This is a genomic window from Spirosoma flavus, assembly GCF_054778555.1.
On the sequence record NZ_BAAGZL010000002.1, the window covers coordinates 169,021 to 191,346 of the forward strand.

General features: G+C 47.2%; 19 protein-coding genes and 2 tRNA genes. 10 read left to right on the forward strand and 11 right to left on the reverse strand.

What is annotated here, in order from left to right; all coding sequences use genetic code 11:
- Positions 1-59: 59 nt before the first annotated feature.
- The 3 genes from rpsO to ACYVF1_RS09700 form a co-directional block, all read right to left on the reverse strand.
- Positions 60-335: a 30S ribosomal protein S15 gene (rpsO, locus tag ACYVF1_RS09690; RefSeq protein WP_381520986.1), complete on the reverse strand. Its 276-nt coding sequence runs from the start codon at positions 333-335 to the stop codon at positions 60-62.
- 127 nt (positions 336-462) lie between these two features.
- Complete coding sequence (locus ACYVF1_RS09695; protein ID WP_461078085.1) at positions 463-1,965, reverse strand: LptF/LptG family permease; 1,503 nt, start codon at positions 1,963-1,965, stop codon at positions 463-465.
- A 127-nt stretch (positions 1,966-2,092) separates the two neighbouring features.
- A complete protein-coding gene (locus ACYVF1_RS09700) occupies positions 2,093-2,485 on the reverse strand; it encodes an START-like domain-containing protein (RefSeq protein WP_461078087.1) in 393 nt (130 codons plus the stop codon).
- 112 nt (positions 2,486-2,597) lie between these two features.
- Between ACYVF1_RS09700 and ACYVF1_RS09705 the strand changes: the two genes are divergently transcribed.
- Positions 2,598-2,671: transfer RNA gene (locus ACYVF1_RS09705), tRNA-Met, on the forward strand.
- Positions 2,672-2,875: 204 nt separating this feature from the next.
- The gene (locus ACYVF1_RS09710) at positions 2,876-3,601 is read left to right on the forward strand and encodes a pirin family protein (RefSeq protein ID WP_461078089.1); all 726 of its coding nucleotides are present in this window, start codon (positions 2,876-2,878) and stop codon (positions 3,599-3,601) included.
- Between the two features lie 18 nt (positions 3,602-3,619).
- Here ACYVF1_RS09710 and ACYVF1_RS09715 read toward each other — a convergent pair whose 3' ends face one another.
- Positions 3,620-4,108, reverse strand: coding sequence for a RidA family protein (locus ACYVF1_RS09715; RefSeq protein WP_461078091.1), 489 nt, complete (start codon positions 4,106-4,108; stop codon positions 3,620-3,622).
- Positions 4,109-4,203: 95 nt separating this feature from the next.
- Positions 4,204-5,490 (reverse strand): MFS transporter, encoded by a 1,287-nt coding sequence (locus tag ACYVF1_RS09720; RefSeq protein ID WP_461078093.1) that lies wholly within the window; start codon positions 5,488-5,490, stop codon positions 4,204-4,206.
- Between the two features lie 236 nt (positions 5,491-5,726).
- Between ACYVF1_RS09720 and ACYVF1_RS09725 the strand changes: the two genes are divergently transcribed.
- Positions 5,727-6,908 carry an acyltransferase family protein gene (locus ACYVF1_RS09725; protein ID WP_461078095.1) on the forward strand — a complete coding sequence of 394 codons (1,182 nt, stop codon included), beginning with the start codon at positions 5,727-5,729 and terminating at the stop codon, positions 6,906-6,908.
- A 97-nt stretch (positions 6,909-7,005) separates the two neighbouring features.
- Here the strand turns inward: ACYVF1_RS09725 and ACYVF1_RS09730 are convergent.
- A tRNA-Ser gene (locus ACYVF1_RS09730) sits at positions 7,006-7,090 on the reverse strand.
- A gap of 207 nt (positions 7,091-7,297) precedes the next feature.
- Here ACYVF1_RS09730 and purL point away from each other — a divergent pair.
- The 5 genes from purL (at position 7,298) to ACYVF1_RS09755 (ending at position 12,766) form a co-directional block, all read left to right on the forward strand.
- A complete protein-coding gene (gene purL / locus ACYVF1_RS09735; RefSeq protein ID WP_461078097.1) occupies positions 7,298-9,541 on the forward strand; it encodes a phosphoribosylformylglycinamidine synthase subunit PurL in 2,244 nt (747 codons plus the stop codon).
- 92 nt (positions 9,542-9,633) lie between these two features.
- The gene (locus ACYVF1_RS09740; protein WP_461078099.1) at positions 9,634-10,434 is read left to right on the forward strand and encodes an inositol monophosphatase family protein; all 801 of its coding nucleotides are present in this window, start codon (positions 9,634-9,636) and stop codon (positions 10,432-10,434) included.
- Positions 10,435-10,559: 125 nt separating this feature from the next.
- A complete protein-coding gene (locus ACYVF1_RS09745) occupies positions 10,560-11,096 on the forward strand; it encodes a YfiT family bacillithiol transferase (protein ID WP_461078101.1) in 537 nt (178 codons plus the stop codon).
- A 65-nt stretch (positions 11,097-11,161) separates the two neighbouring features.
- The gene (locus ACYVF1_RS09750; protein ID WP_461078103.1) at positions 11,162-11,308 is read left to right on the forward strand and encodes a FeoB-associated Cys-rich membrane protein; all 147 of its coding nucleotides are present in this window, start codon (positions 11,162-11,164) and stop codon (positions 11,306-11,308) included.
- 198 nt (positions 11,309-11,506) lie between these two features.
- On the forward strand, positions 11,507-12,766 hold the full coding sequence (locus ACYVF1_RS09755; RefSeq protein ID WP_461078105.1) for a DUF4403 family protein: 1,260 nt from the start codon (positions 11,507-11,509) through the stop codon (positions 12,764-12,766).
- A 53-nt stretch (positions 12,767-12,819) separates the two neighbouring features.
- On the opposite strand, the gene ACYVF1_RS09760 is transcribed toward ACYVF1_RS09755, so the two are convergent.
- Complete coding sequence (locus ACYVF1_RS09760; RefSeq protein ID WP_461078107.1) at positions 12,820-13,449, reverse strand: DNA-3-methyladenine glycosylase family protein; 630 nt, start codon at positions 13,447-13,449, stop codon at positions 12,820-12,822.
- A gap of 233 nt (positions 13,450-13,682) precedes the next feature.
- On the opposite strand from ACYVF1_RS09760, the gene ACYVF1_RS09765 reads away from it, so the two are divergent.
- On the forward strand, positions 13,683-14,477 hold the full coding sequence (locus ACYVF1_RS09765) for a hypothetical protein (protein WP_461078109.1): 795 nt from the start codon (positions 13,683-13,685) through the stop codon (positions 14,475-14,477).
- Between the two features lie 267 nt (positions 14,478-14,744).
- Positions 14,745-15,521, forward strand: coding sequence for an SDR family NAD(P)-dependent oxidoreductase (locus ACYVF1_RS09770; protein WP_461078111.1), 777 nt, complete (start codon positions 14,745-14,747; stop codon positions 15,519-15,521).
- A gap of 91 nt (positions 15,522-15,612) precedes the next feature.
- Here the strand turns inward: ACYVF1_RS09770 and ACYVF1_RS09775 are convergent, their stop codons facing one another.
- The 4 genes from ACYVF1_RS09775 to ACYVF1_RS09790 form a co-directional block, all read right to left on the reverse strand.
- Positions 15,613-16,533 carry an EamA family transporter gene (locus tag ACYVF1_RS09775; protein WP_461078113.1) on the reverse strand — a complete coding sequence of 307 codons (921 nt, stop codon included), beginning with the start codon at positions 16,531-16,533 and terminating at the stop codon, positions 15,613-15,615.
- 233 nt (positions 16,534-16,766) lie between these two features.
- Entirely contained in the window at positions 16,767-18,173 is a 1,407-nt protein-coding gene (locus tag ACYVF1_RS09780; protein WP_461078115.1) for a leucine-rich repeat domain-containing protein, read from the reverse strand.
- 163 nt (positions 18,174-18,336) lie between these two features.
- A complete protein-coding gene (locus ACYVF1_RS09785; protein ID WP_461078117.1) occupies positions 18,337-21,174 on the reverse strand; it encodes a M16 family metallopeptidase in 2,838 nt (945 codons plus the stop codon).
- A 172-nt stretch (positions 21,175-21,346) separates the two neighbouring features.
- Positions 21,347-22,135 (reverse strand): LytR/AlgR family response regulator transcription factor, encoded by a 789-nt coding sequence (locus ACYVF1_RS09790; protein WP_461078119.1) that lies wholly within the window; start codon positions 22,133-22,135, stop codon positions 21,347-21,349.
- Positions 22,136-22,326: the final 191 nt, after the last annotated feature.

Here is a 22,326-nt window from a genome sequence, read left to right on the forward strand (position 1 = left end):
CAAACAACAAAAATGAGGGAATCTACTATGAGCAGATTCCCTTTTGTGGTGTAACTCGATTACTTACGCAATCCGAGTGCGGCCAGAATAGCCCGATACCGTGTGATATCTTTTTTCTGGAGGTAGTTCAGTAGACGCCGACGCTTACCTACTAATTTTAAAAGGCCCAGTTGGGTGCCGTAATCGTGCTTGTGGACTTTCAGGTGCTCGGTCAAATGACTGATCCGGTAGGTAAACAGCGCGATCTGGGATTCGGCCGACCCGGTGTCCGTTGCACTTTTGGCGTGACCCGAGGTGGAGAAAATCTCCTGCTTTTTTTCGGTCGTTAGATACATCTTCAGACAGCTTTTTTGTTGGAAAAATAAATTCGGGTGCAAAGGTAGTAAAAAGAGTTGTTAGTCGCTAGTGGTCAGTCAATAGTCTCCTAATTAAATATTACTTATTAGCTGACGATTAGCGACTTTAACCAGCGACTGTTGGCTGCCCTCTATACTTTGCCCAGTTGCGTTTCAGCCGTTCCCAGGCAATTATATATACGTCTTTGTCGAACAAACGCGAATCATGCCGGGCGCGTTGCATTAGAAACAGACCAATAGGAAACAGCACCAGATTAGCCATCCAGGCACCTAGTGGTACCCAAAGCAGCCCATCCTTGGCGTATTTGTCGCCCATGAGGGTCAGTACGTACAGGAAAATAAAGAAGACGATAGATACCAATACGGGTAATCCAAACCCCCCTTTTTTTATGATAGCCCCCATAGATGCGCCAATCAGAAACATCACAAAAATAGAGATAGCCTGTGTGAATTTATGATGGCTCTCCAGCTGATAGCGCCAGACACTTTTCTCTTTTTCAGTCATATACGTAATGTTCGACGTAGCATACGATAAAATGTTCTGTGCCTGCGACAGGGCGGCCTGCGCTAGTTCGGGTGGTGCAATTGCTTTCTTCTTTAATACTGAATCAACCCATTTCCCGTCCTTTACGACTTTTTGCTTCAGCACCGCATCAGACTTAAACTGATACGTATAATACTGTCTCGACGTACTCGCTACGTTCAGGCTGGTCTTCGTATACTCTTTCTGAAGCGAATCCGTGAGCGTGGACAGCTCCTTCAGGTTTTTCATGTATTCATGGTACTCAAACTGGTTCTCGTCGGTGCGTTTAATTCCGAACGATTCCAGACTGATAACCAACCGGTAATCCTTGAAAGCATTCCTGACAAACTGGGCTCCCCCGTTGACAGTACTGGTACTGGCATAGTTGACCGTAGCATTGTCTGAGTATTCCTGATAATCATTGCCGTTAAAAAGCTGAAAAATCAGATACGTCCGATCTTTATCGGTATACATTCGACCTGAATCGGCCAGAATAATTTCACGATTACCCGAAGCAACGCCACTCATGGGATGCTTGTAGATAACCAGCCCTTTCAGTAATTCACCTTTTGCACTATCCGGTGAGGATTTTATTTTTTCGTCGACCTTAATGCTATATCCAGGCAGGTCATTATAAAAAATACCCTCTTTAAGATTCAGCGTTGCTTTGGCCGTTTTGATGTCATAGAGTAAGCTGTATCCCTTAAGATTAGCCCAGGGAGATACAGAATTGTTGAACCAAAAGGAGAACGCACTAATACCAACGGCCACAATGAGCAAAGGTTGCATTGCCCGCGTGAGCGAAATACCGGCGCTTTTCATGGCTGTCAACTCAAAGAATTCACCCAGATTTCCAAAGGTCATCAGCGATGAAAGCAGCACCGCCAGTGGTAATGCCGTTGGAATAGTCAGCAGAGCGAAATAGAAAAGGAGACGCCCGAACGTGGCCATATCGAGGTCTTTGGAGACGAAATCGTCTATGTAAAACATCAGCAGTCGCATCAGGAAAATAAAGATGACGACCGCCAGGGTTAAAAAAAACGGCCCCCAAAATGAGCCGAGTATTAACTTATCAATCTTCTTCATTCCAGTGATAAGTTATAAACCGGGCCGCCGGAGCGGTTATAGAGTTATATAGCTGTAAAGTTTATGAACCACCTTTACAGCTATATAACCCTATTTCCTTATAACTTTCGTATATGTTTAACCTTTTTTAACTACCGACTATTTCCTTTAACTTATCCATTAACCCATCCCAGAGGTCTTTAAGTTCGTCTTCGTCGGTAGTCGATGAATAGTCGGTAATGCGCAGAAATGTCGATTGAGTCAATTCGCTCTGATCGATGCGGAAGTCAATATAATTATTATCGGATCCGTTTTCGGCCGTATCCAGAAACTCAAAGCGCACCCCTTTATTTTGCCGCATGGATACCTGCCTGGCGAAATGGCTCTCATTATCCCACTGAAAATCGAACCGCTGCTCGGGCATCATGTTTACCTTGGACGCAAACCACTGCGACAGACCTGATGCCGTGCTAATATATGGGAATAGCATCTTAGGAGATGCCCGGAGCTCGTATTCGGCGATGAATTTGTATTTTTCCATAAACGTTCCTATCGGAAAAGGGGGCTATTGGCAAAGGTAAACGATTTTTTTTGCGAAAGTCAACGCTGTTTTTTGGGCTCAACCGATTTTTCCTTACTTTTGTGACAAATCCGGCGGGGTAGCTCAGATGGTTAGAGCGTAGGATTCATAACCCTAAGGTCGGCAGTTCGATCCTGCTCCCCGCTACTTTGATTATCAAGCCGTTACGTATTTACTACGCAGCGGCTTTTTTTATTGGCTCAATATACGCGCTACGTTCCTTTTTTAATGCCTTCTGGTTGCTCCTGACTTTTTATTTATTTTTTGATCTGTTCCTGGAATCCGTTGTCTGCTACGTTACAGATAAAAGGGACCGTTAACGTAGTGTATCGACACCTACATTTACCATTCATGGATAGACAGACGCAAGCTCAAATTTTTCTGGCCGACCAGCGGGGTTATTCCCAAATTGACTTTTTTCGCAGTTTTCACAGTTTTAATTTTGGTCAATACGTGGCCGAAAGCCGGGAGCCCTTTGGTGCGTTACAGGTTCTTAACGATGACCAGTTGAACGCTGGCCGGAGTATGAGCTTAACCGTTGATCAAAATACGGAAGTGATTATTCTGCCTCTTGTTGGAGGACTCGAATACAAAAGCGATGTTGGAAATGGGTTTCTGGAAACGGGGCAGGTCCTGATTTTTTCATTAACCGGGGGTATGATCTACCAAATCAGTAATCCGTATGATACTGAAGTGATCAATTACCTGGTGATCTGGCAATCAAATACTTCACCTGATTTTTATCCGGGTGTGCAGGTCATTAATTTCGATTTACAACGTAGTAATCAATTGCTACCGCTTTTTGATGTAAACCCCGATCAGCAAACTCGTGTACTGAGTTTTCGTGGCTATATTGGCCGATATGAGGGGAGAAAAGATGATGTATATAAAGTAGCGAAAGCGAGTAACGGCGCTTTTCTTTTTGTATTGAGTGGTGCATTTGAAGTGCAAAACCGATTACTTCATGAGCGTGATGGGCTGTCTCTGAGCAATATACAGGGGCAAACCGTCGATTGGGAGGCTTTATCAAACGATGCCTTATTATTGTTACTGGAAGTGCCCCTGGATAGGCAATAATTCAGAAATCCAGCTATCTTATTTATTCTTAGGAATGATAGCCGTTGCCTCAACCTCCGCTAAAATATCGTCGCGAAATAATTTGCTGACTTCAACGGCTGTACTAACTGGTGGATGCTGGAGATTAACGTATCGATCCCGTACCTCCCGGAACAATTGCACATGGGTCATATCCCGAAAATAGATAGTCAGCTTAACAAGGTTTTCCATTTTGCCCCCGGCGGCTGTGACAAGTGCCTGTAGGTTTCGGAAAATTTGTTCGAACTGCGCTTTCGGATCGCCTTTTCCTACTACGTTCCCCTGCACATCCAACCCAACTTGCCCCGCAATAAGTACCATTTTTGACGTTCCTAAATCAACCTCCGCTAAATGGCTGTACCCTCTCGGTGTGGCTACAGAAGGTGGATTCGAGAACGTAACGACTTGATTGGCCTGCTGCCCAAACGTAGCTGAAAGCATGAGTAGATTAGCAGATATAAAGTAGATGAACTTATGTGAAATGCTCATAAATTTTTGGTCATCAGATTGATAGGATGGGGTAATAGGTATTGGCTCAACGCTTTAGCAATGAGCTGATACGGTGGATAAATCAACAAAAATGATTATTCCTGCAGAATAGGAGTGCCAGGCTCGGGCATGGACGTAGCCGTCGGCTTTTTAACGGCAATTAACGTAATGATTGCTGATAGGAGCAGAGAACCGGACATAAAAAGATATGAAGCGCTGAAACCGCCGGTTGTGCCGTTTAGATATCCAACTATATAGGAGCCAAGGAAGGAGCCAAGCGCGCCAAAGCTGTTAATCAATGCCATAGCGCCACCCGCTACGTTCTTAGGCAATATTTCTGGAATAATGGCGAAAAATGGTCCATAAGGAGCATACATGGCCCCGCCAGCTATGATAAGCAGTACAAACGAAAGCCAGAACTGATTGACACCAATGACGTAAGATGCGTAGAAAGCAATTGCACCCAATAGCAGGAATGGCCACACAAAGATCTTGCGGTTCAGGGTTTTATCAGAAAAATAGGACGCGCTTAGCATACCGATAATCGCTAGTAGATAGGGAACCGACGATAGCCAACCCGTTTTAACAATGTTCATATTGGGTGCTGCATTCAGAATAGACGGCAACCACATCACGAATCCATACACGCCAATGCTCCAGAGGGCATACTGTAAACTGAGTAGTATAACCACGCGTGATTTGAACGCTTCTCCGTAATTTTTGACGGGCTTAATTCCCTGTTGTTCAAGTTGTAGCTGATTCTCCAGGGCCTGTTTTTCGGCATCGGTCAACCACGTAGCATTCTGTGGCTTATCGTCCACCAGTCGCCACCAGAAAAAGGCCCAAATAATGGCAGGCAACCCTTCAATAATAAACATCCACCGCCAGCCAACCGCCTGAACCAGATAACCCGATAGCACCGACATCCAGAGAATCGTCGCTGGGTTACCCAGAATTAAGAAAGTATTGGCCTGTGATCGTTCGGTTTTGGTAAACCATCGGCTCAAAAAGAGTAGCATCGCCGGCATCACCGCACTTTCGACAACGCCCAACATGAACCGAATCACGATCAGCGCGTTGACGTTACTAATAACGCCCGTTGCTGTTGCAAGGCCACCCCAAAGCAGCAACGACCAGAAAATGAGTTTTTTAGCGCTTTTCTTCTCGGCATAAACGGCTCCTGGAACCTGGAAGAAAAAGTAACCCAAAAAGAAAAGCGACCCCAGCAGCGACGACATGGCGGGCGTAATTTTCAGATCGGTTGCCAAACCGCTGGCGGCACCAAATCCATAATTCGCCCGGTCGAGGTAGGCTAAACTATAGGTGATAAAGGCAATGGGTAACAGGCGGTACCAGCGGGATTTCGCGAGAGTGGCGTTCATGCAGATCGGACGTTGATTCGAAAGAGGGATTACGTACTACGTTCTAAAGACAGGCATTTGGGTAGCTCTACTGTGCTTAATTAGTGCGTAGTATCTAAAGAGTCATGCAGCTTTTTCGGTTTTTTCGGCTCCTTGACATTGATTCAGCCCATAAATGAAAGCATTATCCGTAACCTATGAATACCTAATTGTACCCTCTTCGGAAATAGTAAAATTAATTATTGAATCGCTACAGAATGGAAACTGATACGTCGCGGATGGTTTGGGTGGATTACCTGCGGGCATTTGTTACGTTGCTGGTGGTAACGCATCATGTCGCACTGGCTTATCCTACGTTCGCATATTTTAACCCTACGCATTACATCAGTTCCACAGCGCCAATCGTCGATGAAAAACGCTGGGTGGGGATGGATATCCTGATTGGCTTTAATGATATATTTTTCATGCCGCTCATGTTTTTTATCAGCGGACTGTTTGTCTACCGTGGTCTTGTTAAAAAAGGTGCGAAAACGTACCTGAAAGATCGGCTGCTACGTCTGGGGCTTCCGTTTTTGGTGGCGGAGGTCTTACTTATTCCGTTTGCATATTTTCCTTCGTACTACGTAGCAACGCACGATACGTCGCTCTTTAGTTTTCTGAATGATTACGTTTTCCCGCAGCAATGGCCGGTGGGGCCGCCCTGGTTTATCTGGCTGTTACTGGCTTTCGACGGAATAACTGCTCTTATTTTCAGTATCTGGCCTGCGTTTTTTAGCAGTATTGGCCAATGGCTGACTCGTCTGGGCGAGAAGCCGCTACGTCTGGGAACCATTCTCTACGTAGTGGTCGCCCTAAGTTTTATTCCGATTAGTTTATGGGTAGGACAATATACCTGGGTTGGAAATTGGGGGCCATTTGATTTTCAACTCAATCGGGTAATTTTCTATTTATTATTTTTTCTGCTGGGCGGTTGTCTGGGTGCTACTTCCTGGCAAAACGTCTTTTTCCGTAATAACAAACTTTTCGGAATTAGTTGGCCGTTCTGGCTTGGCTTAAGCCTTATGTGCTACGTTCTGGTCCGTCTTATTTCGGACTTTGGAACCAACCAAGTAAAACAGGGAAACTGGACGGAGCCAATAGGCTATTTAATCTTCGATTTAGCATTTGTAGCCAGCTGTCTAGCCAGTATTTGCGCCAGCTTAAGCGTCTTCCGGCAGGCTATTTCCAAACCAAACCCCATCTGGCAAACTCTTTCAGCGAACGCTTATGGTATATACGTACTGCACTACGGCTTTGTGACCTGGCTTCAGTTTGCGCTGTTACGTAGCGACGTTGTGGTGCCTTTAAAATTCCCGCTTGTGTTTATGGGAGCGTTAGGGTTGAGTTATATGAGTAGTGTTTTGTTACGCCAGAGTGGGTGGGGGGCGAAAGTTTTGTAAATTACTTTTCGATAAATAGAATGAAATTATTGTAATCAAATATTGCAGATAAAACAAAAGCCTGATACTGTTTCGTATCAGGCTTTTGTTTTATCTGCAGAGAGAGAGGGATTCGAACCCCCGGACCTGTTACAGTCTTCGGTTTTCAAGACCGACGCAATCGACCACTCTGCCATCTCTCTTTCTGGGTGCAAATATACAAGCGTTTTCACATTTGTCAACCCATAGCGGGGCACTTTCGGGCAAAAAAGCTAATTTTGGCCCATGTTTAAAGAGCGAAAGTGAGCAGGCTGCGTTCGGCAACGAGTGAACGTGCGGTAAATAGCTGCCCTTCAGCCGGAATGCCGGATCACCACTCTTTCGCTCATTCACTCTTTCGCTCTTTCAAAATGGACGCTACGGAATCGCTTCCGACAGTTGAAACCGCCCGCAAACTGGGCCTGCTCCCCGAAGAATTTGACCGGATCAACCAGATACTGGGCCGTCAACCGAATTTTACCGAGCTGAGTATCTTCTCAGTAATGTGGTCGGAACACTGTTCGTATAAAAACTCCATCGTCTGGCTTAAAACGCTGCCTCGTGATTCAGAACGGATGCTGGCTAAAGCGGGAGAAGAAAATGCGGGTCTGGTCGATATTGGCGATGGACTGGCCTGTTCGTTCAAAATTGAGTCGCATAACCACCCCTCGGCACTGGAACCCTATCAGGGAGCGGCTACGGGTGTGGGCGGCATCAATCGCGATATTTTCACGATGGGCGCCCGACCCATTGCGCAATTGAATTCGCTACGTTTCGGTGATTTAAGTCTAGCAAAAACCAAGCGTCTGCTACGTGGCGTCGTGAAAGGTATTGGCGACTACGGCAACGCGTTCGGTATTCCAACAGTAGGTGGAGAGATTTATTTCGATGAGTGTTACAATACCAATCCACTCGTCAATGCATTCTCGGCGGGTATTGTCGAAGTGGGTAACGTAGCAAAAGCGACCAGTTACGGCGTTGGTAATCCGGTATTTATTGTCGGTTCGGCTACGGGCAAAGACGGTATTCACGGCGCTACGTTCGCGTCGGAAGATATTACGGCGGCCTCTACCGAAAAGCTGCCCGCTGTGCAGGTAGGCGATCCATTCATGGAGAAACTGCTGCTCGAAGCTACTCTCGAAATCATTGCCACCGGCCACGTGATTGGAATTCAGGACATGGGTGCAGCCGGTATTATATGCTCTACGTCGGAGATGAGTGCCAAAGGCGAACACGGTATGATCATCGACCTCGACAAAGTACCAACTCGCCAAGCCAACATGGCACCGTTCGAGATTCTGCTGTCGGAGTCGCAGGAGCGTATGCTTGTGGTCATTGAAAAAGGCAAAGAGAGTGTTATTCAGGCTATTTTCGATAAGTGGGATTTGAACTGCGCGCAAATTGGTGAAGTAACCGACACGCAGCGGCTCCATTTCTACCGCTACGGTGAACTTGTTGCCGACGTACCGGCGTATGACCTCGTGCTTGGCGGGGGGGCACCGCAGTATCACCGCGAGTACAAAGAACCAGCCTACATCCAGGAATATGCTAAATTCAACGCAGACGACATAGACGATATTGAGCTAGAAGACGTAGCGAAAATCGCCGAACATCTGCTTTCTCACCCCAACATTTGCTCCCGCAAGTGGGTGTATGAACAGTACGATTCGATGGTGGGAACGGCCAACCGCAGCACAAACGCGCCTTCCGATGCGGCCGTTGTTCGTGTGAAAGGCCCCGGTTTACCTGCTACTGACAAATCCATTGTCATTACGGTCGACTGCAACAGCCGCTACGTTAACGCGAACCCACGTCAGGGGGCGATGATTGCTGTTGCTGAAGCCTGCCGTAACATCGTTTGTACAGGTGGTGAGCCACTGGCAGTGACCAACAACCTCAATTTTGGCAATCCATACGTACCGGAAGTTTACTGGCATTTTGTGGAAGCCGTGCAGGGCATGGGCGAAGCTTGTCGTCGGTTCAGTACGCCGGTAACCGGCGGAAACGTGAGTTTCTACAACCAGAGTTCCGACCACGGCCCGGTGTTCCCGACACCCACGATTGGTATGCTGGGGCTGATGGAAAACCCAGACCATCGGATGACCCTGGATTTTAAAAACGAAGGTGATTTGATTTTCCTCGTCGGCCCATCGACCAACGATATTGCTTCGTCTGAATACCTGTATTCGTATCTGGGTATCAAGGCATCACCCGCGCCAACTTTTGATTTTGAAACGGAATGGCGGGTGCAGGAAAGCATTAAAACCATGATACGTCACGGGTGGCTGCAATCGGCGCACGACGTATCGGATGGAGGGCTGTTTGTTACGCTGGCCGAGTCTGCGATGGCGGGAAACAAGGGCTTCTCGATTAATGTCGATACGCGGCACCGCACCGACTCGTACTTATTCGGCGAAAGTCAGAGCCGGGTTGTTATTTCGATTTCGCCCGAGCAACTGCAACACGTAGAAGGCTACTTAAATGACAGCATTCTGCCATTCCGCTTTCTGGGCAACGTAACAGCGGAGGGACTACGTGTCGAAGACACCTTAGTAATGACCAGTGAAGCGGCCAAATCGCTGTACGACAATGCTTTGGGGAATATTATGAAGTAAGACGCTTTTTAACCCCTTCGGCGACTCGGAGGGGTTGAAAATCCTGATATTTACCGATAAGTCATCGGAATAAGACACGTAACGTAGTACAAATGTCTCAAGACTTAGCTTCTCTTACCCGCGAACTTTGCCAGATTGCCAGCGATGCCGGAGCGTTTCTGCTTCAGGAACGGCGTCTGTTTAAACGCGACGCCATCGAATACAAAGGGCTGAATAATCTGGTTTCCTACGTCGATAAAGAAACTGAAAAACAACTTGTCGAGCGGTTGCATACATTGCTTCCCGAGGCCGGATTTATTACCGAAGAAGGTACGACGGGTCAAGACGCCGATCAGAATGGGCTGAACTGGATTATCGACCCACTCGACGGAACTGCCAATTTTATTCACGGCCTGCCAGTATTTTCCGTCAGTATTGGTTTGGCCGAGGGCAAGAAACCCATTGCCGGCGTGGTTTACGATCCCAGCCGCGATGAGTGTTTTTCGGCCTGGGATGGGGGAGGAGCGTATTGCAATGGCGAATCCATTGCGGTATCGCCCGCCAAAACGCTGGGTGAAAGCCTGATTGCGACGGGCTTTCCATATTACCGTTTTGATCAGATGCAGACGTACCTGCAGATCCTGGAGTCGCTGATGCAGCGAACGCATGGCCTGCGCCGGATGGGTTCGGCAGCTATCGATCTTTCTTACGTTGCCTGTGGACGTTTTGAAGCGTTTTACGAGTATAATCTCAACTCATGGGACATGGCTGCGGGCGTATTGCTCGTGCGCGAAGCGGGCGGTATTGTTACTGATTTCGATGGGGGGGATGAGTTTTTATTTCGGGGCGACGTAGTGGCAGGATGCGGTATACACCCTGAACTGATTCAGGCTATCAAAGAATACTGGCCGTAAGATTTTTCAAACCGGACTACCTGAATTTCGGAAATCGGTCGATTTCTGTAGGCCAACGTAGCACGATATTTGTTGAAACATACCACCAAAATCTGCGTTCCGACAGAAAAGCAACTTAAATACGTATGCAGGACCTTGAGACACTACGTTATCCCATCGGCGATTTTGTATATGGGAAAACCTATTCGACCGAAGACACCCAGCAGCATATTGCCATCCTGGATGAATTTCCCATCAAACTAACTGAACTAGTTGGCAAGTGGGGTGATGACCGGATTGATATACCTTATCGGCCCGGCGGCTGGACCATTCGGCAGCTTATTCACCATGTAGCAGACAGCCACATGAATGCCTACGTTCGGACGAAGTTAGCCCTGACGGAAAATAATCCGACTATCAGCCCGTACGAAGAAGGTGAATGGGCTAAGCTGCCTGATAGTCAACTCGATATTGCTCCCTCGCTGGTCATTCTGCGTAATCTGCACCATCGATGGGTAACGATATTTCAATCATTATCCGACTCCGATTTTTCCCGAACGTATTACCATCCGGGGAGCCAGCGCTCATTTGAGCTCCGCGAAGCCTTAGCTATGTATGCCTGGCACGGCGAACACCACTATCAACACGCATACCGGCTGGCCCAACGGAACGGATGGGGTTGAAAAAATGTATGATGTATGAAGTAGAATATTTAGCGTTCCAAATACATTCTACTTGATTCATAGCTATGCAAGAGGTCATTATTTTTCTGGTTTTTGCCGCTGCGCTGACGTATCTGGGTTACCGTGTTTATCGTAACTTCTCGAAAAAACAGGCCGGCTGTGGAAAGGGATGTGGTTGTGCTGCCGATGCGAAAATGACTCGGGCGCATTAACCGATAGATTACAAGCGAGACCGAAACCTAACATTTTTACATGCCGATGGTTTTGTTGATGCAATGAATGCTCAACGAATCATCGGTTTTTTTATACTACTAGCCTTTGTCGCGGGGGGCAATAGTTGTAAGCGCGTAAAACCAGCGGCTCCAGCTGCCGAGGAATTTGAACCTCCGGTCACAAACCCTGTGTCATATATGGCTGGAAATCTTACGTTTAACATTCGCGACCTTGAACAGAAAATCAATAAAGGATTACCAACTACACTAGTTACCGAAGAAACATTTGAGGGAAGGAAAGGGGAGGCTTGGCGGCTTCGCGTAGAACGTACTGGTCCCGTCAAAATCCGGTATGCAAACCGACGGGTGTTCATGTCGGCACCCTTGCAGGTTTGGTACAGCAATCCAATCGGCCTGCGTAAAAGCGAAAAGCGAAAAAGTCGGCCACTTTGTGCACTGGCCGTAAATTTAGCAAGTTCCATCGGCGTTGCGGGCAATTGGCGGTTAAAGACTCAGTCCAAATTCGAAGAATATCAATGGATTGAAAAACCAACTGTTCGCTTGCTGGGCATAAAGGTTAGTGTGCAGAATATAGCTGAAAAAATTCTGGATAAACGCAAGGCCGACATCGAAGATGCCATTGATAAAGCCGTTTATAAAGGTTTAAGGCTTGATAAAGAGGTCGGTAAAATCTGGCGTGATATGCAGAAACCACTACGTATCGCCAAAGTGCCGGAGAATATCTGGCTGTTACCCAAACCGTTCAGTATTGCTGCTGCCCCGGTTCGGGGTGATGCACGACGTATTACGGTACCTATTCAGATTGCGTTCCGTGTCGATACGCGCATCGGTCCTATGCCCACCGTCGATACGTTGGAACGGTTGCCCCGACTGCTCCATCGAAATGCGCTTCCGAAAGCCGCCCGACTAGAAGTATTGGCTTTTATCCCTTATACTGACGTGAACAACGTATTGGCCCGTACGTTAGAAAAAGAAAAGCTTAATTTGATGGGCGGAAACCTGAAAATTAAGAGCGCCAACGTTTACGGAAGCGGCAAGAAGATAATTTTAAAGACAGAAGTTGGAGGAGCGGTAAACGGTACGTTATATTTTCACGGAAAGCCCGCCTATGATACGTTGACCAATACGCTACGTATCAAGGATGTTGACTTCGACGTAGAAACCAAAGAACGCCTATTTGCCACCGCCGACTGGCTGCTCCACGACAATCTGCGCGACACGATTCAGGCGGCCATGGTTGTTCCACTCCGCCAGCAGGTTACAAGTATTCCTGAAAAGATAGAAACGGCTTTCTCAAAAGCGAAAGCAGGGAAAAAAACAGCCCTCGATATTGATACGTTTCGCCTGGTTCCGCAACGTATCGTGGTACGTCCCGACGGCATTCAATTGCTGATCAAAGTGCGTTCGAAAATAGCCGTAAAGGTGAAAAGGCTGTAATTGATGTATGATCTTTCAAGAGTTGAAGCTTATTTCTATTTATACCTCATGCATCAGGCGGCTGGTTTCCAGCGCCATAAATATCGACAGGCGGTGGTGCGATACGGTCGCCAGTTATCGGCAATCTGGTGTAGCACTTTGTATAAAGCTTTTCCACTTAATTCACCCGTTTGATCGCTGTACGCACGTATCACCCGTTGGCGAATAATAAGATCGTCGATTGGGAAAATATCATGTCGGTTAAGCACAAACATCAATAACATCTCCACCGTCCAGCGACCAACGCCCTTGATTGGAATCAGGTATTGCACAATTTCCTCGTCGGTCATAGCATCCAGATGGGCGCGGTCGATGGGATTCTTCTGAGAAAATTCAGCTACACTCTGTAAATACTTGATTTTCTGAAACGATAAACCGGCGCTCCGTAGCTCATCGGTGGTTTTCAGAAGTAAAGCCTTTGCATGGGGATAATTATCTGGAAACAGTGCCCGAAAGCGAGAAAAAATGGCATCGGCCGCCTTCACCGAAATCTGCTGCGACACAATACTTTCCAAGAGTGCCAGATAGACGTCATCAGCGTAATCATTAAAAATTTTAGGCGCTTCCGTTTCGGCAATAATTCGCGCCATAATGGGGTCTTGGGCGAGATGGGAGAGGATCGCAGCTTCTGTTTGGGGCGTCATAAAGGCATGTAGGATATTTGATTAATGGAATATATCCTATCTCATAAATCATACATTTTTTCATTCCACTCCGTTTCATACGGCTAAATTTCCAATTGAGTCATGTGTTCTACCAGTTGATCCAGTACCCGTTCGGGTTGTCGAAAAGCGGGTGATAAGTTTGTATCGGCTTTCAGGAATACAAGATGGCCAGACATTCGAATCTTTCTCTTTTTTCTAAAACAACACAACTAATGACACGATTAACTACTTTCTGCTTAGCCAACGCATTGTTGGTAATTGCCTGCACCACTACGTCGGTATCGGCGCAATCAACGGCTCACCGGGCCGCTCCTGCCAAACAGGCAACGCGGACCAGCCCATCGCGGCCGATGACGTATAAACCAGTACGTCCGACCCAATCCACCCAGTCCCAACCGGCTGCTACGTCGCAGGCGAGACCTGTTCAGGAACAACCTGCAGCTTCTCAACCGGCTGTAAGCCAGACCCGGAATGAACCAGCCGCCACATCGACGCAACAATCGGCCAGTCGTTCTCAATCGTCGGGGCAGCGCGCACGTAACGTATCACACCGGGGTTCGCGGGCAAGCTATCTGAATCTAGGTATCGGCCTTGCTACGTATTACGGCGGTGGTGTACCTGTAGGTGTATCGTATGAAGTTGGCTTGAAGAGTAATCCTAACTTTTCGGTAGGAGCTTCGGTTGATTATTTCCACTACAACTATGGGTATTATTCCAGCGGCTACAATTTCGTCTATGCTGGTGCTAGAGGATCGTTTCACCTGGCTGAGGCTTTTAACACTCAAAGCAAAAGCTTCGACCCTTACATAGGTGCTACGTTAGGTTTCCGTTACGCTGGTTACAGCGACTCTTATGGGTACGATTATTACGGTAGCGGTTATAACAGTGGTGTATTCGTCGGCATACAGTTGGGATCACGCTTTTTGTTCAGTAAGAAAGTTGGTGCGTTTGCGGAAGTAGGATACGGCGTTTCAGCCCTGAAACTAGGCCTGACTGCAAAATTTTAATGAACAACATTTGTTAACTAATAAACAACAGAAAACATGAAATCGACACGATACATCCGCACCATTTTGCGTAGTGAACGAGTCCGGTTGCTGGGTATGGGAACGGTAACGACCCGTCCTGCACGGCGTACGGCAACTTTCGCCCTTGGACGATAAGTAAGATCAACTCACGAATACATTTCCGAACGAGCCCGGCCAACGCTGGGCTTTTTCTGTTTTCCTGGATGAGAATATTTTGAATAACTTGCCGCGACGTATTCATTTTTCATGACAACTTTTTCTTCACAAACGGTTCTCATTACCGGGGCCGGACAAGGTATTGGATTTGCAATCGCCCGCGCACTTGTTCAACAGGGTGCCAACGTAATACTGAATGATTTTGACGAAGAGCTGGCCCGAAAAGCAGCTGAAAGAATTCAGCAGGAAGTAACTTCGACAAGCGCTGGCCAGTGTGAAGCCTACCCTGGCGATGCATCCGACGTAGCGTTCATCGAAAAGATGGTCGCCCTTGCAGTGAGTCGGTTTGGGGCGGTTGATATTGCTATTGCCAATGCCGGTATCACCATCTTCGGCGATATTTTTACCACAACTCCTGAGGCTTTTCAGAAAATAGTCGACCTGAATTTACGGGGCAGTTTTTTTCTGGCGCAGGTAGCTGCTAAACAGATGCGCAGTCAGGGGAAAGGGGGGAGTATATTATTTATGTCGTCGGTGGTTGGGCACGTAGCACACCCCGGATTGCCGGTGTACAGCATGACTAAAGCAGGGCTGGAAATGCTGGCGAAACAACTCGTTATTGATTTTTCGCCCTTGGGCATTACCGTGAATGCCATCGCTCCCGGTGCTACGTTGACCGAACGGACACTTGACGATCCGACTTATGTACCCATCTGGTCGCGTATCACACCCATGGGTCGTCCGGCAACGGTTGATGACATTACTAATGCTGCCTTATTTCTCGTAGCTCCCGCATCACGGCACATCACGGGCCAAAGCCTGGTGGTCGACGGTGGCTGGACCAGTGTGGGGGTGCCACCGGTATAAATTTTAAAGAGTGAAAGAAATAAAGAGTGAAAGAGTGAATAGCTGATACGCCAGCAAAAATCATCTGGCAGGAAATTCGCTCATTTACTCTTTATTTCCGCCCCAGCGTAATAAGCACCACGCCAACCAGCGAGACGATGGCTCCGATAAAAGATTGTTGGGTAAAAATTTCGCCGGCAAACAGGGAGCCCAGCAACATGGCCACTACCGGATTGACAAAAGCATACGTAGCGAGTAGTTGTGGGGGCGCATTACGGGCGAGCCATGAGTACGACGAAAAGCCGATGATGCTGCCAAAAATGACCAGGTAAATCATTGAGCCAACAGCTTTGGAGGGTGCATCGAAAATGCTCCATAGCGTAACAGGCTCCAATACCAGACTCAACAGCAACGTGGCGATACCGCCAACCAACATCTGAATGCCACTGGATAAAGTAGCTGATGGCAGTTTGAGACGAGGTGTCATCAACGTTCCGATAGCCCAGGCAAAATTGCCAAAGGCTACTAAACCAGAGCCAATTAATTTGGCATCCAGGCCACTCGTACCCTGCAACTTGTCGGGTTTAACGAGTAAAAAGACACCAATCAGGCCAACTGCCAGCCCTGCCAAAGCCAAATTACTAGGTCGTTGTTTGCCGAATGAAATCCAGTTCAGGGAAAGCAGATAAACAGGTAATAAGCCACCTAACAAGGCGGCCATTCCACTGGGAATATATTGCAGACCAATTGCCAGACATCCATTCGAAAAAGTGAGTAATACAATGCCCAACGTACCAGCCGAACGCCACTCCTGCCATGTTGGACGAGGTGTGCCTGTCAGACGTGCATAGCCATAGAGTAAAACGCCCGCAATCAGATACCGCACCGCTACCATATACAAAGGCGGCATCCGTTCGGTCATGAAATGGATAAAGAGGTAAGTTGAACCCCACAGAATATAGACCGAAATTAAATTTGCCCAAAGGGTCAGTCGATTGGGAGCAGGAGCAAGAGGAGAACTAACGGCTTGCATACAACTATTGAATTTATGCTGTTGCTAACGCGAATTTGTTGGATTTTTCTCCGATAGTAATCCCATTTTTTATTCTTTCTAAAATTGGTTATGAAAATTCTAAGCAAAATTTTATTCTGTCCCGAGATTTTAACAGGATTGGAAAGATTTACTGGTTTTTGTTTTCGGCGCTACTTCTCACTACGTAGCAAATCATGATAATCCCTGAAATCCTGTTTAAATCCCGGTTCAGACTAGTACGTTACCTGTGTATTATTGGCTTCGAGTTGCTTAATCTGAGGGGCGTAAATGCTGTTCATAGCTTCGCGACCGAAAAGCGGATTACTGCCCATAAACACCTTTTTTAAACCTTTCATTGATAATAGCACCGTCGGAAATTCCTGCACATTATTGTTGTTTAACGACAGTTCTTCCAACGAGGGCAGCGACGACAATACATTCGGAACAACCGTATACCAGTTATAACCCAGATCGAGAACGCGAAGATACCTGAGTCGCTGAAAATCGGCAGGAAGCTGGCTCAATCGGTTATGATGGGCATATAATACTTGTAAGTGAGGTAATTTGGCAAGCGATGCCGGCAACTCTTTCAAATCATTATGGGCAACGGCGAGTTGTTCCAGCCGTTTCATCTTCCCAAGTTGAGGAGGAAGTTTAGTTAAATTGTTGTAATACAAATCAAGGACTTTTACATGTTTCAATCGCTTAATTGTACGGGGAATTGACGTTAATCCGGCGTTGTAAAGATTAAGATCGTTTAACCGACGCATGCGTCGTAATGCGTTGCCATTCAGTTCTTTCAATTTGTTATTGCCCATCCAGAGACTTTCAAGCCGACGATTTTGCCGGACTGATGCAGGAATTTTTGTCAGTTTGTTCCCTTGTAAATTGAGCGATTGCAGGTGTTTATTTCGCGTAATGAACACACTGTCATCTGGAATTGAATTGTAGAGTACGCTCAACCGCTTCAACGTTGGAATATCAGCGGTAAGCCGGGCGGGTAGTTCGTGGAGATCATTTCTTGATAAATCCAATTCTTCCAGTTTAGGGAAAAGATAAACGATTTCTGGTATGTTTGTTAAATTCAATTGATTAAAAGCCAGCATCTTAACTGTATCAGGGCGGGTGGTTTTTTGGGCTGCTTCGAGCGTATTGATGATACCTGGACCCCGCCGAACGGTACGTGGTGTTACAAATGATTTTCCGTATTGGAGCATTGTAGTCACCCGAAAAGCAACGTTTCCTGTAGCTGGATAGGGGGTTGCTGTATAAAAGTCTTCCAGGTTTTTTATCATCGGAGCTAATACCGAGTCGGGGAGGGGGCGGTCGGGATTAAGGATGGCAAAACTGGCCAGTCCATCAGGCTGATAATATTCATAAACAATTACGCTGAATCCCTTTTGCGGAATATTACTCCGTTTTTTTACAAATGACTGGAACTGCTTATAACGTTCCTGCACCGCGCTCATTGCACCCTGGGGTTTCCCCTTAAATAAGTCTGTCAGGTCCGAATGTTTTTTATCAAGAGCAGATTGATTGATATGATACGTAGCGGTATCACGCAGGAGTAGAACTCTTACCTGTGCTACACCCGACAGCGAAAGCAATCCCAAAAAGACCGATAAGGCATACTTAATCATAACGAACGTAGTGTTTAGGTGACTAACGATATTTATAGTTTAAAAATGCAAAAAAGAACCGGGATTTGCCGGATCTAAGGATTGAACAGATTTTGCCCTTAATAAATTAGATGAACAAAATCCTGAAAATCCATAAATCAGTGTTATCCCGGTTCAGAAAATTTTAGTTCTTACCGCCACTCACCGACGAAGCAGGCTTATTATCAGCCGCTTTCTTGGCCGCTTTAGCAAAATCACCCGCTTTAATAATCGAGATTTTAGTTGGATCGATGTGCTTTTTCATGGCCGCATTTACCTGTTCAGGCGTGAGCGATTCCAATTTTTTCTCGAAGTCGGCATCCCAGCTTAAGGTCCGGTTCAGGTACAGGTAGTTGTTGAGCGTACCGGCCAGCGAAGGATCTTGTGCCCGGTTTACCACCCGCGACTGTAGCAAGCCTGAACGAGCTGCCTTGATTTCATCGGCGGTAAAACCTTCTTTAACGGCTTTGTCCATTTCTTCCCGGAACGCTTTTTCCAGGCGTTCGGCGTTTTCCGGATTGTAAATGGCATACGTCATGAACGTACCGGTTTTATCGAATGGGTTGGCCTGTAACTGCGAACCAACACCGTAACTAATACCTTCTTTCTGACGAATACGTACCGCCAGCCGCGAATTCAAAAAGCCACCGCCCAGCATGTAGTTTCCCAGCACCAGTGCCGGATAATCTGGGTCGTCGTCGCGCAAAGGCATATTGAAACCAGCTACCATAACCGCATTGGCTTTGTCAGGAGCTTCGATGCTTTGTGGAGTAGGTTTAATGTCATTATACGGCGTAACCAGACGGCTAAACGTCTTTTTCGCTTTCCAGGTCCCCAGTTCGTCGGTAATTACTTTCTTGACAGCAGGCTCGTCAAAGTCACCGACGACAGACATGGTCGCGTTTTGGGCACCATAGAAATCTTTGTGGAACTGCTTCAGGTCATCAAGTTTCAGTGCGTTCACGTCAGCTACGTCCTCGTCAGGAGTTGATGTATAACGGACATCATCTTTCGGATAAGGGCTCATCTGCCGCTGGAAAGCCGTGAAAGCAATAGACTGTGGTTCAGAACGTTGTGCTTCGATCTGCGCCAGTTGTTCCTGTTTCAGCTTTTCAAACTCGTTGGCGTCGAAAGCCGGGTGTTTCAGGATATCACCAACCAAACGTATTACGGCGGGCAAATTCTCCTTCGTGGTTTTGATGGACACGTTTACCTGATTACCACCACCGAAAACCCCAACCTGAGCTTTTAATTTGTCGAACTCATCCTTAATCTGCTGACGACTCTTGGTTGTGGTTCCTTTGTCGAGCATCTGCGCCGTAAAAACCGAAATGGCACTCTTGTTTTTCAGGCTGTTAACGTCGCCATAACGTAGCGTCAGTCGGGCGTTTACTTCGTTACCACGGGTGGTTTTTGGAAGCAGTGCCAGTTCGATAGTGTTAGGCTGTTCCGAACGGCGGGTACGTCCATCAATATTAGCTGGCGACGGGTCGAAGGCTTCGCCCTGCGCTTCTACCGCACGACCTTTGTAATCCTTCACCATCGACGCAATGTCAGGTGCATTTGGTACGTCGACACGGTCGGGTGCGGCTTCTGGCACAAACATCCCAACCGTACGGTTCGAAGGCTTGAAATAATATTTTGCTACCCGCTGGGCGTCGGCAGGGGTTACTTTTTCCAGCGCATCGCGGTACAGAAAACCTAATCGCCAATCGCCGGTAGCAATATATTCGCTCATAGCCAAGCCAACCCGTTCGGCACTTTTAAAACTTAACTCAACGTCTTTCAGGATTTTAGCCTTGGCGCGATCCACTTCCTCCTTCGTAGGCGTCTTGATGGCAACAGAATCCAACGTAGCAAGTAGCGTGTTACGGGCGTCTTCCAACGATTTGTCTTTCAACATTTCGGCGGCAAAATACACGTAGCCAGGATCTTTGGTCGTGAACGAATAGCCGTACTGCTGAGACGCTTTTTTAGTTTCTACCAGAGCTTTATACAAACGACCCGCAGGCTCACTGGTCAGCAATTCAATCACTACGTCCATTGCCGGGTAGTCGGGGTGCGAACCGGGCATGATGTGATACAGCGCCGATACCACCTTCGTATCGCCCACCCGACGTAGCGTCACCTGCTTTTCGCCGTCTTGCGTAGGTTCGATGCTATAAGTTGGCTGCAGCACCCGCGTAGGCCGTGGAATTGCCCCAAAATACTGATTAACAAGGGCCAATGTTTTACTTTCGTCGATTTTACCAGCTACAACTAGTACCGCATTGTCGGGCTGATAGAATTTTTTGTAAAAGGCCTGAAGATTTTCGATCGGTACTTTTTCGATATCGGAACGGTTACCGATGGTCGATTTACCGTAGTTGTGCCACAGATAGGACGCCGAAACAACGCGCTCGTTCAGTACGTTCTGGGGAGAGTTTTCGCCCATTTCAAACTCGTTACGTACCACCGAGAATTCCGTAGACAAGTCTTCTTTCTTGATAAACGAATTAACCATCCGGTCGCTTTCGAGGTCGAGCGCCCATTTCAGGTTTTCGTCGGTAGCGGCAAAGGTTTCAAAGTAGTTTGTACGGTCGAGCCAGGTAGTACCGTTGGGTCGTGCGCCGTGGCTGGTGAGTTCCTGCGGAATGTTAGTGTGCTTGGTGGAACCTTTAAACACCATGTGTTCGAGCAGGTGAGCCATCCCTGTTTCGCCAAGGCCTTCGTGGCGAGAACCGACTAAATAGGTGATATTGACCGTAATAGTTGGTTTCGATGGGTCTGGAAAAAGCAGGACTTTAAGGCCATTTTTTAGATTGTATTCGGTAATACCTTCAACGGATGCACCTTTGGTAACCCCTTCTGGCAACGTAACGGCAGCGGCCTTATCCTGCGCCTGGACAAATGATAAATTGCCCACGAGCAACGTAGCAGCTATCAAACCCATGCGTTTCCACCGGGTTCGGTTCAACGCGGGCTGATTGAAAATTGCTTGCATAAAAGTTCAGTTAGATGTAAGTACGGTAAACTAATCGTGTAGTTACGAATAAAAGTATAAATCCTGCCTTTGTCAACTGGATTTATACTTATTTAACGAAAATACGGATGAACGGTAGATGCTACGTAGTGAAAGAGCGAATGAGTGAAAGAGTGAAAGAGGAGCTACGTAGTTATTCACCGAGCCAGTGCCGAAATGCGGTTGCTTTCTCTTTACTAATCACTACGTCGAACGTATCATTCGGGCTTTTCAGGTGGACCTGGAGTTTGCCGCCGTCGGTATGTCGGTAACCAGCCACAGCGTCGAGTTGGATGAGCGACTGACGATTGGCCCGAAAAAAACAGGCTGGGTCGGTTAAATCTTCCAGCTCATCGAGGGTTTTGTAATCAGTTATCAGTTTTTTGCCGTCGATGGTGTGGAGGTAAATAAGTTCATGGCGCAGGAAATAAGCTACCTGTTCCTGAGGTACAGAAACGATTTGCCGCAAATGGTGCCCCGAGAATCGACGTTTAAAGTGCTGAGTAGGTGTCTGTTCGGACAATTGATTCAGAAAATGCCGGAAATGCTCTTCAAATCCGCCGGCGCCGTTCAATGCCCAGCGGTGGAATTTGCTCAGCGCCGTTTTCAGCTCGTCGGGATCGATGGGTTTGAGCAGGTAGTCCAGGCTGTTGAGTTTAAACGCCCGAATCGCGTATTCATCATAAGCCGTCGTGAATATAACGGGAGCGCTCAGGTTGACTTGCCGGAATGCTTCAAAACTGATGCCGTCAGATAGTTGTATATCTGAAATAATCAGGTCGGGATTGGGTAGCCCAGTCGTTCGTCGCTGACTAAAGTAGTCACAAATGGCCTGTACGCTCGCTAATGGCCCTTCAATAGCCGCCTTCGGCTCAAGCAACTGCACCAGTTTCTGAAGCTGCCGGGCAATGAGCGGTTCGTCTTCAATCAGCAAAATGGTCATTGGGAGAGGATGCGAAAAGTCAGATGATATCACCAGGCTGCAACGTGCCAGAATGATTTATCAGGATTAAAACACGCTAGAATCTTTATAAAGCCATTTTGTACGTTCAAAACAAAGTCAAACTGAACACCTTTGTGAATTGAGGTACGATTTGTATCTCAACTCACAAAAATGGTTAAAATCTGTATGCT

Bases quoted from the DNA above. Each gene is read 5' to 3' on its own strand.
- rpsO (WP_381520986.1), bottom strand. From the start codon at position 335: ATGTATCTAACGACCGAAAAAAAGCAGGAGATTTTCTCCACCTCGGGT.
- ACYVF1_RS09695 (WP_461078085.1), bottom strand. From the start codon at position 1,965: ATGAAGAAGATTGATAAGTTAATACTCGGCTCATTTTGGGGGCCGTTT.
- ACYVF1_RS09700 (WP_461078087.1), bottom strand. From the start codon at position 2,485: ATGGAAAAATACAAATTCATCGCCGAATACGAGCTCCGGGCATCTCCT.
- ACYVF1_RS09710 (WP_461078089.1), top strand. From the start codon at position 2,876: ATGGATAGACAGACGCAAGCTCAAATTTTTCTGGCCGACCAGCGGGGT.
- ACYVF1_RS09715 (WP_461078091.1), bottom strand. From the start codon at position 4,108: ATGAGCATTTCACATAAGTTCATCTACTTTATATCTGCTAATCTACTC.
- ACYVF1_RS09720 (WP_461078093.1), bottom strand. From the start codon at position 5,490: ATGAACGCCACTCTCGCGAAATCCCGCTGGTACCGCCTGTTACCCATT.
- ACYVF1_RS09725 (WP_461078095.1), top strand. From the start codon at position 5,727: ATGGAAACTGATACGTCGCGGATGGTTTGGGTGGATTACCTGCGGGCA.
- purL (WP_461078097.1), top strand. From the start codon at position 7,298: ATGGACGCTACGGAATCGCTTCCGACAGTTGAAACCGCCCGCAAACTG.
- ACYVF1_RS09740 (WP_461078099.1), top strand. From the start codon at position 9,634: ATGTCTCAAGACTTAGCTTCTCTTACCCGCGAACTTTGCCAGATTGCC.
- ACYVF1_RS09745 (WP_461078101.1), top strand. From the start codon at position 10,560: ATGCAGGACCTTGAGACACTACGTTATCCCATCGGCGATTTTGTATAT.
- ACYVF1_RS09750 (WP_461078103.1), top strand. From the start codon at position 11,162: ATGCAAGAGGTCATTATTTTTCTGGTTTTTGCCGCTGCGCTGACGTAT.
- ACYVF1_RS09755 (WP_461078105.1), top strand. From the start codon at position 11,507: ATGGCTGGAAATCTTACGTTTAACATTCGCGACCTTGAACAGAAAATC.
- ACYVF1_RS09760 (WP_461078107.1), bottom strand. From the start codon at position 13,449: ATGACGCCCCAAACAGAAGCTGCGATCCTCTCCCATCTCGCCCAAGAC.
- ACYVF1_RS09765 (WP_461078109.1), top strand. From the start codon at position 13,683: ATGACACGATTAACTACTTTCTGCTTAGCCAACGCATTGTTGGTAATT.
- ACYVF1_RS09770 (WP_461078111.1), top strand. From the start codon at position 14,745: ATGACAACTTTTTCTTCACAAACGGTTCTCATTACCGGGGCCGGACAA.
- ACYVF1_RS09775 (WP_461078113.1), bottom strand. From the start codon at position 16,533: ATGCAAGCCGTTAGTTCTCCTCTTGCTCCTGCTCCCAATCGACTGACC.
- ACYVF1_RS09780 (WP_461078115.1), bottom strand. From the start codon at position 18,173: ATGATTAAGTATGCCTTATCGGTCTTTTTGGGATTGCTTTCGCTGTCG.
- ACYVF1_RS09785 (WP_461078117.1), bottom strand. From the start codon at position 21,174: ATGCAAGCAATTTTCAATCAGCCCGCGTTGAACCGAACCCGGTGGAAA.
- ACYVF1_RS09790 (WP_461078119.1), bottom strand. From the start codon at position 22,135: ATGACCATTTTGCTGATTGAAGACGAACCGCTCATTGCCCGGCAGCTT.